General features: G+C 30.6%; 8 protein-coding genes and 1 pseudogene. 4 read left to right on the top strand and 5 right to left on the bottom strand.

Going from position 1 to position 9,097, the window contains the following annotated elements:
- Positions 1–457 precede the first annotated feature (457 nt).
- On the top strand, positions 458–2,260 hold the full coding sequence (locus EZL74_RS12870; RefSeq protein ID WP_131477076.1) for a P-loop NTPase fold protein: 1,803 nt from the start codon (positions 458–460) through the stop codon (positions 2,258–2,260).
- A gap of 170 nt (positions 2,261–2,430) precedes the next feature.
- On the opposite strand, the gene EZL74_RS12875 is transcribed toward EZL74_RS12870, so the two are convergent.
- From EZL74_RS12875 to EZL74_RS12885, 3 genes are read right to left on the bottom strand one after another with little or no spacing between them, the layout of a single operon-like run.
- Positions 2,431–2,856: a hypothetical protein gene (locus EZL74_RS12875; RefSeq protein WP_131477077.1), complete on the bottom strand. Its 426-nt coding sequence runs from the start codon at positions 2,854–2,856 to the stop codon at positions 2,431–2,433.
- Between the two features lie 8 nt (positions 2,857–2,864).
- Positions 2,865–3,341, bottom strand: coding sequence for a hypothetical protein (locus EZL74_RS12880; protein WP_131477078.1), 477 nt, complete (start codon positions 3,339–3,341; stop codon positions 2,865–2,867).
- Entirely contained in the window at positions 3,338–3,757 is a 420-nt protein-coding gene (locus tag EZL74_RS12885) for a HEPN domain-containing protein (protein WP_161971737.1), read from the bottom strand. The genes EZL74_RS12880 and EZL74_RS12885 overlap by 4 nt, the downstream gene beginning before the upstream one ends.
- Positions 3,758–4,473: 716 nt before the next feature.
- On the opposite strand from EZL74_RS12885, the gene EZL74_RS12890 reads away from it, so the two are divergent.
- Complete coding sequence (locus tag EZL74_RS12890; protein WP_131477080.1) at positions 4,474–5,400, top strand: TIR domain-containing protein; 927 nt, start codon at positions 4,474–4,476, stop codon at positions 5,398–5,400.
- A 175-nt stretch (positions 5,401–5,575) separates the two neighbouring features.
- Positions 5,576–6,259 carry a hypothetical protein gene (locus tag EZL74_RS12895; RefSeq protein ID WP_131477081.1) on the top strand — a complete coding sequence of 228 codons (684 nt, stop codon included), beginning with the start codon at positions 5,576–5,578 and terminating at the stop codon, positions 6,257–6,259.
- Between the two features lie 535 nt (positions 6,260–6,794).
- Here the strand turns inward: EZL74_RS12895 and EZL74_RS12905 are convergent.
- Positions 6,795–7,700, bottom strand: a complete 906-nt coding sequence (locus EZL74_RS12905) for an Abi family protein (RefSeq protein ID WP_131477083.1) — start codon at positions 7,698–7,700, stop codon at positions 6,795–6,797.
- Positions 7,701–7,942: 242 nt separating this feature from the next.
- Entirely contained in the window at positions 7,943–8,545 is a 603-nt protein-coding gene (locus EZL74_RS12910) for a master DNA invertase Mpi family serine-type recombinase (protein ID WP_131477084.1), read from the bottom strand.
- A 143-nt stretch (positions 8,546–8,688) separates the two neighbouring features.
- Here EZL74_RS12910 and EZL74_RS12915 point away from each other — a divergent pair.
- A pseudogene (locus EZL74_RS12915) lies at positions 8,689–9,097 on the top strand (Eco57I restriction-modification methylase domain-containing protein); the annotation flags it as partial.

Here is a 9,097-nt window from a genome sequence, read left to right on the forward strand (position 1 = left end):
TGATAATAATTACCCGAACAATCCATAACATCAAATGTGGCTTTACTGATGTCAATACCAAATGTTTTTTTATCTTTATCCATAAGAAAATAATTTTGGAAAGGACAATCTACTTGTGTTTCATCACCTTAAAAACGAGATCCAACTCTCACAGAACTGTACGAAATAAAAGTAGAAAAGAGAGGGGATTATCACTGTTAACGGAATCTGAAGTTCCTGCGGTTATCGAAAACCTTACTCCTCTCTTTTGTTCTTTCTGATTAATGTATAAATTTAGAAATTGTAAACTTAAGGCGGTTAGTAGCCATTGCTGGTTTTTCGAGAGTTTTAAATCCTTTTTTACGCAAAAACTTTATCTTAGCAGACAGTACGCAGTCCGCGGGATTCGCTACAGTCGGATAGCGGCGAAACGTTATGAGACATAGCCTACCACAACTATTATTTAAAATCAACATCCATGCAAAGCAAATATATAGAAGAAATTTTTGAAGACTATTTGAAAACTCCGAAAACTCAATACGCAATTCTAATAAATGGCAGTTGGGGAAGCGGAAAAACTTATTTTTTTAAAAATAACTTGACAGAGATTGCCACAAAACAGCAATTCAAAACAATTTATCTTACTTTAAACGGTTTAAATAAAATAGATGATTTCAGGTATCAATTTCTAATCAAGCTTGTGCCTTCACTTAATATTTTAGATTCTAGTAAAAGTGGTGTTTTTAAAACTATTTTAACTGCTGCTGCACAAAAATTTGGTAGCATTAATTTAAATGACATTTTGAAAGACATTGAAATAGATGCAAGCAAATTGACCAATTTTGTCGTCTGTTTCGACGATTTAGAAAGATGTTCAATTCCAAAAGAAGAAGTTTTAGGCTTCATCAACAACTACGTTGAACATAAAAATCTTAAGGTTTTAATTCTGTCCGATGAAACTAAAATTAAAGGAAATGAAATTTACAATAACATTAAGGAAAAAGTAATTGGGCGAATATTAAATTATAAAAACAATTTAGACAAAACTTTACCTCTTTTATTGGCGAAGTACAAAACAGATCAGGAGGATTTTTACCAAGCTGTCGATAATAAAAAAGAATATATCCTTGAACTATTAACCACTTTTAAAGAAGAGAATTTAAGAAATATATCTTTCTACCTTAGTGTCTTAAGTAAATTATATCCAGAAGCAAAAAAGTTTCCAGAATATTGGAAAGAGGTTATATTATTTTCTCTAATAATGACTATAGAATTCAAAAATGGTAATTTCACTTCTAATGATTATAAATCGTTCAAAGGTCTTGACGAGATAGATACTACATACAGTTTTTTTGGTAGAGCCAATACTATTGACTTTTCTTTAAGTCCAGAAGAGCGAAAAGAAGAAGAAAGTGAAACTGAAAAATTCTATAATAAATATGTCGTTAATAATTTTTCGGATTTTCATTTTTTCAAATCTATATATGTTTTTATACTAACAGGATATTTAGATAAAACGTTATTGAATGAAGAGCTTACTGCGAGATATCCAGTTGTGATTTCTGATGAGATTAAAGTATTTCGTGAAATTATAAGTGCAGGGTTTAGGTCCTTATCTGACATTCAATTTTCACAAAACATAACTAAACTAATAGAATTTGCAGAAGAAGGGAAATATCCAATTTACGACTACATATCCATAGCAAATTATTTAGTCTATTTTTCAAAACGTGGGCTTATTGAACTTCCAATCGAAAAAATTCAAGAATTGTTACTAAAAGGCGTTGAAAAAAGTAGTCAATCAAAAGCAATAAATAATCATCTTTACAGAACGATGTTGCACTTTAAACATAGTTCTGATGAATCCACAATTTGGGAAGCTGTCAAAAAAGCTCACGAAACAATTGCAAAAGAAAAAGAAAAGGAGAAAGTTAGTGCTCTTTTAGAAGCGGTTAAAGATAATAACGCAACCTCAATCGGTAGTGTTTTCTCAGATTACATAGCTAATCCAGAATTGTTTGTATTGCTTAATCCTGACGAATTAGTAAATGCTTTATTATTAACAACAAATGAAGTTATCCAAGAATTTACTTTACAAGTTCAGAGTCGCTATAGTGCAAGTAATATAAGAGATTATTTAAATTTAGACACGTCTTTCTTAGAAACTCTATCCGCCAAATTAGAAGAAAAAATTAAAACAGGAATTGAAGGGAAAGTTCGAGCATTTATAATTTCAGAATTAATTGAAGCAATCTCTGAGATATTACCAAAAATTAAGTAAGCTACGTCTCATAACAGCGGTTATCAGCTATAGCTGGTTTTTCTTGAGTTGTACTCCTTTTTTCACGTAAAAATTTTATTTTAGCAGACAGTACGCAGTTCGCTGGCTTCGCTATCGTCAGTTAGCGGCGAAACTTAACCCGAAACTTGAGCGTTGTTACTAAATTAAATTTATTCTGAAATAACCTCTGTATTTTCTTTTAATGGTTCTGCAACGTTCCCAAACTTAATTAAACCTAACATTAATACATTAGCGTTTGCTTGGAGAGTTAAGGTACTTATAAAAGCTCTTACATACGGAAACATTATTGCTATAGAGTTTGTAAAAAAGTATTCCGGTAATTCGATGAACAAATAAGGTTTATCAAAAATGAATTCTGCAACAGATTTTACTTTTATTATTTTATTACCGCTAATTTTATCTAAGGCAATAAAGGTCAAATATAATTCAAACAAGCCTGTTTTTTCATTGTATCGCCCCTTGGGCTGAAACTCCATATCAAAATCAGTATTTTCAGTTTCTGGTTCATCATATGAAAATTTAGAAACTTTAAAATTTTTAAAATTAAAGGCTTTTGTTAATTCTGCTTTTACCATGATAATGTTTAAAATAAAAAAGACTCCGATACAATAGAGTCTTTGGATTGATTATTTGAAATTTTTGAATATGCAGGAGGTGATGCTTCATTAACAACCTCAAAATTACTTTCACTCGAAATAATGTAACAACTCTGTTCAAAACAAACCTTTGGAGCAGAGACAATTACTTTCTGCTGAATGAATGTTGACAAATCAACATTGATTGAGGTAACACCAAGACTTAAAATCGGATTTCCAATTTTTACCAAAGAGCCTTCAGTTATGAATACAACTTCCTCCCCAAAAAATTTATTTTCAAAGGCTTCTTCAATTTCAATTTGTTTAAGAATGTATTGACGGTCAGAATTAAAACAATGAATCGGTTTTACTTCAATAATATGACTATTAATAATATTCTTAAACTCATATCTAATTTCCAAATAAGAATGTTCTTCAAATAATGAAGTCAATTTTTCCTTTAGATATAATATAGATTCTTTCATGGGAATTTTATTTTAATTAAGCTTATAATTTCATTACTAAGAGCTAGAGCCTTTTTTCCTTCTTCGTATGTAATCTGTACATTATCATAATCTGAAATTCGCCTAAATGTCTTTAATTCTTTGATTTTATTTTTAACTGTGTTTGCATAAAATACATCAGCTTTTTGAGAAAGTTTGTCTGAAATAAGTTTTATGGGGTATTCATGAGATGCCAGTGGTTGAGAAGTACCTTTCGACGCTGCAATATCATTTGAAACTTTTTCATATGTTTCACCAAGTTTATTCAATGTTGAACTAATAAATTGAAAAGCTCCGTAATACGAACAATGCACACTAGGCGCATAATTATCATAATCATCTATAAGCACTTTGGCAGCTTCTAGATTAAATGTAGATTTTTCTTTTAAAAAACTCAAAATTATTCAACAAAGGTATTAATTACAATTGATTAAAGTTGTAAAAAAGTATTAAAATTTAACTTCTAACACCCTTCAAATATAACATTTTTTTAATATCCAAGTAAAAATTAAAAATATTTAAGCCATATGATTAAAAAACTTCTGGTAACAGTGGTTAACGCTATTGCTGGTTTCTCTTAATTACTAAACTATATTCTCATAAAAAACTCCCCCGCTGCCGCACGAAATGCAATTCGACGCAGTCAATCCTTTCGTGTGGTATTAGCTAACTATTTAATTACTTCTGCTCATCAATACTCTTCTACCCTATTGCCTTACTAATCCCCTTATTTCAAGTCTAAAAACTCCTTTTTAGCATAACGATTACTCCTAAATTGCATACAATTTTAAAACATTACCCATTAAATTGAGTTTTTAAAAATCAAATCTATAGGATGGTATAAAATAGTAATTGCAATTCCAGCTATCATAATTGGAGCTTACCTTGGTATCAAATTAAAAGAATATAGAAAAGGTATCTTTTACAATGACATCTGGAGAATTCGTAAGAAATAAAACACGGAATAAATGTATTATAAAAGATATCTTTATATATTTGAAGATATCAATCTATAATTTGATAGCGGTTATACAACCAACTGTGAGGTTGATAATTAGTATAATATAACGACTATCGAATTGTTAGCAGCAAATTAAAAAAAATCGTAAATCACATGGAAATATTCTTAAGTTGGTCAGGAGAACAAAGCAAAAAAATTGCTGAAACTTTAAAATCATGGTTGCCATCAGTCATTCAGTCATTAAAGCCTTTCTATTCTTCAAACGATATATCAAAAGGAAAAAGATGGGATTCAGAGTTATCAAAATCTTTAAATAAGTGCGAATTTGGAATAATCATTTTAACAGAAGAAAATAGAACAGCACCTTGGATTATGTTTGAAGCTGGAGCATTAGCTAAAAACATTGAAACTGGGAGAGTTTGCACTTTTTTATTCGACATTAAAGACACAGATGTTGTTGGTCCTTTATCTTCATTTCAGAATACAAAATACGATAAACAAGATGTTTTAAAACTTCTTGAAGATATTAATAATTATTTAGGTGACATTAAAATTGAAAAAGAAGTTTTAGTAAGGGTATTTGAAAAAATGTGGCCAGATTTAGACACAGAATTAAAAAAAATATTAACTGTATCTAGTAAACCTAAAAAAGAAATAAGAGATGACCGCGAAATTCTTGAAGAATCATTAAGGCTACTAAGAAATATACACTACAAACATACACGATTTTCTAAAAATGATTTTGAATTTAATAGAGAGGAGCGAGTAATTTATGAAAAGGAACAACAAGCAGTTATATTCTATACTGGAGAAACAGAAGAGTATTGGATTGGAATTGATCAGTTGAACACAACAGGAGAAATTTTGGACTTTATTTTTCAAGTAAATGGAAAAAGATGGTGTACTTCAAAACATATCAGAGAATTTATAAATTGTATTGAGGAAATGTCTGGAATAATTTTCGGGACAAGTGCTCAAGGAATAATATGTCCAGGCGGAGCATTAATGGAAATCGATTGGGAAAACAAAAAAGTAAGTGAATTTATAATTAAAGAGACAAAGTTTACTAAAAAAGTATAATCTGCTACTAACAGTGGTTATCCGCTATAGCTGGTTTTTCTTGAGTTGTGGTTATTTCTTCACGAAAATATTTTATCCTAGCTGACAGTACGCAGTTCGTTGACGTCACAACAGACTGATAGCCACGAAACGTTAGCGGTAATATTATCGCAGAATCGGATAAAACACCAACAAAATGAAAAGCGAAATTTGGAATAAAGAAAACGGTTTAAAAGCATTTACTACAGGTTTTACTATTGAAGAAATAAAGCTTTTTGACATTGAATGTGAAGAGTTTTTAAAAGAGGTTATCCGACAATCAGCTTTCTTAAATAACACTTTCAAAACAGATGTGAATGATTTAAAAAAAGCAAATTGGCTAATTTTAAATGATATTACAACTTCACTTTATGATTGTCACCAAAATATGGTTGATGGAAATATAAGAATTGCAAGTAGAGTTTTTAGAGATACGATGGAAAATATGCATATTCTAGAACTCTTAAACAAATCTCAAAAAGAAAAATATCTCAAAAATTGGTATGAAAATGAAGTTATATCAAATAGTGAGTATAGAGAATGGATAAAAAAAGAGAAAAGTATTGAGCTTTCAGAATTGAACAGAGATGTTTACAGACAGTATTCAAAATATGCGCACAGAACTTATGAAGCAATTTATGAAAGTTATTCCCAAGATATTGACAGCACAATAAGATTTAGACTGAAATTAAGTAGAGAAAATCCAAGTGACTTAAAAATATTATCTGAATACTATTCACATCTTTCATATTTTATAATAAATACAACACTAAATTATTCAGATTACAATGTCTTAAACAGAATACAAATGTCTATAATTTCAGATTTAGTTGTAAGATAAAATACTGCATATAACAGTGATTAACAGGCATAGCAATTTTTCAAATTTCAAAACTATTTCTTAATCAAAACTTTTCGATAGGCATCAGAAAAAAATCCATAATACTCTAACTGTCAGGCAGGTGTTGAAACATTAAAATAATAATAGTAATAGTAAACTCCAAAACCGAGATCGTTTTTGAATTTTGGAGCTTATCGTAAGAGAAAAATCACTTTCTCGACTTTCTACTTGTACTATAAGTGGTCGAAGGATTTTTTGTTGCAGTTGATTTTGAAACATATCGTCCGCTTTCAGCACTGCGGTATTGTTTTGAACTACTAGATTTAGAAGGCTTGTTTTGTGCTGAACTAGTTATAGAAACACAAAAAACTACAATAAGAGTAAATACATATTTCATAATAATATTAGTTTTATTGTCAGCAAGTTAAAAAAAAATAGCAACACTTACAATCTTTTCATTTCAAAAATATTTACCATGAAGTAGCTAAACCTATACTTTATGAAAATTTATACTAAAACAAAAGAATTAAACTAGTTACGAACTCCACAAAGGTTCATTAAACCAATCAGGTTTCATCCCTAATGCATTAGGATCCACATTGGGATACTTTTCAATTAAACCATGCAGTCTTTCTGTAAAAGTATTCTCCGGCTGTATAATATTGAGTAAATATTTCATTAAACACAAATGCACATAAAGCTTTTGAAACTCATGTTGCTTCGGCACATCAGCTACCCAAGGGTTAGGTGGTGCGCCAAGTAATTTAGGACTACCGGGTAAATTTCTATTCCACAATCGCGAATGATGGGCGCAATAATTCCTTATTTGGGCAATACACTGCAACCAGCTCGGCAAATAAGTATGATTCACAGCACCAAATTCGATAGCAATGATATCTTTTGATTTTACCGTATGTTTAAGATTACCATACAGTTTAGACAGTGCTCCAAAACTGGTTTGTTCCAATGATTTCCACGCCGGTGGAAACCGCAAATCATCAGCATGCTTTTTATAATGATTCTTTATTGTTAAGTCCTTCGTTCTGCTTAATTCTTCTTCAAGATTTGCCAAAGTTTTTACAAGTTCTTTACTGTCATAAAACAAATCAAAATTCTGAAACCACCAAGGGTCAAACTCGTGAGAAAGATGATAAATGAGCTTGGTTCTCAAACTAATTTCTATCTTTTCAATAACATCAAACAGCAATATTCTCAATTCACCATCAAAACAATACAAAGCCACAACATCTTCAAACTTGCTGTTTTCTTTAAAAAGATGCTGCTCCTTATCATATTGCATCGAGTACCAATACTCTCCTAACCGATAATAACTCACATGCGACAGGTAATGAGCCGCCAATTCTGTTTTTTGTATCGTCAGTCCCCTCTTTTGCAATTGGGCAATCTGTTCAGCAATAGTAGTAGCTTTTTTCTCAAACATAATTAAAAAATAAACCCTGCTAAGCTACAAAAAATGTAGCAAAAGCAGGGTTAAATTGTAAGAATATAAACCTTTATAAAGCAAAAGACACACCCTGGGACGCTGTATCTTCGGTGAAAAAGACCTATCGCGTGGTGTGTACTGTTGTTGCAAATGTACTACATATTATCAATTTACCAAACAAAAGTGCACTTTTTAGCGTTTCTTTAATAAACAGTTCAAACTGTAATAAGTCAAATTAATTACGGTACCAAATGATTTTCCTTAACAAAAGTTGAAACAGTCAAGCGATGGGCACCAAGTATCCTTCCTATTCCGCTATAGGAAATTTTCTTTTTTAGTAATTTTTTAATTTCTTCTTCTTTACCGGTAAGTTTCAAGGTCGAAGACTTACTTCCAAGAGGTCTGCCCAAAATAACTCCTTCAGCTTTTTTCCGTGCTAATGCCTCTTTAGTGCGTTGTGAGATAAGATTGCGCTCTATTTCCGCTGATAATCCAAAGGCAAAAGCCAAAACTTTCGAATTAATATTATTTCCTAATTCATAACGCTCTTTAATAGTAAAAACTTGTATATCCTTTTCCATACAATCATGCAATATCTTCATAATTTGCATCAAATTTCTACCCATACGTGATAATTCCGAAACAATCAAGACATCACCTTTCTTCATTTTCTTTAGCAACAATCCAAACTTCCTTTGCTCAAGTTTTTTGGTCGCACTTATAGTTTCTTCAATCCATTCATCAATCACAATATCTTTTTCTTTTGCGTAATTCTTAATTTCAAATTTCTGATTTTGCGTAGTTTGCCTGTCAGTACTTACGCGGATGTAGCCATAGTTCATGTTGAATAAATTAAATGATTAATAAGTTTTAAATGTACAGTTTCTGAAATAAGTAAGCATATACTTTCCCTATGCAATAATTTGCTGACTCAATCCAGCGATTATATGCTGTAAAGGAGAAAATTGAAAAGATTGGAAAACCATTGAAAGAATGGGATGTTAATATCTATAGAGGAATATTAACGGGATATAATGAAGCTTTTATTATTAATCAAGAAACTAGGGATAAACTTATAGCTGCTTCGTCTAAAAATGATGAAATTATTCGACCGATTTTAAGAGGCAGAGATATTAAAAAATATGATATTCATTTTTCAAATTTGTATTTAATTAATGCGCATAATGGTGTGAAGGAAAAAGGTACCAAACGTATCGACGTAGTTAATGATTATCCCGTTATTTATGAACACCTAAAACATTTTCAGTCAAAACTTGAATCTAGGAGTGACAAGGGAGATCACTGGAGTAATTTGAGAAACTGTGCATACATTGATATATTTACTGGTCCCAAATTAATTTACCCCGAAACTATGCGGCTACTTAAAAATAATA

It is taken from the genome of Flavobacterium silvisoli (assembly GCF_004329815.1).
Classification (GTDB): domain Bacteria; phylum Bacteroidota; class Bacteroidia; order Flavobacteriales; family Flavobacteriaceae; genus Flavobacterium; species Flavobacterium silvisoli.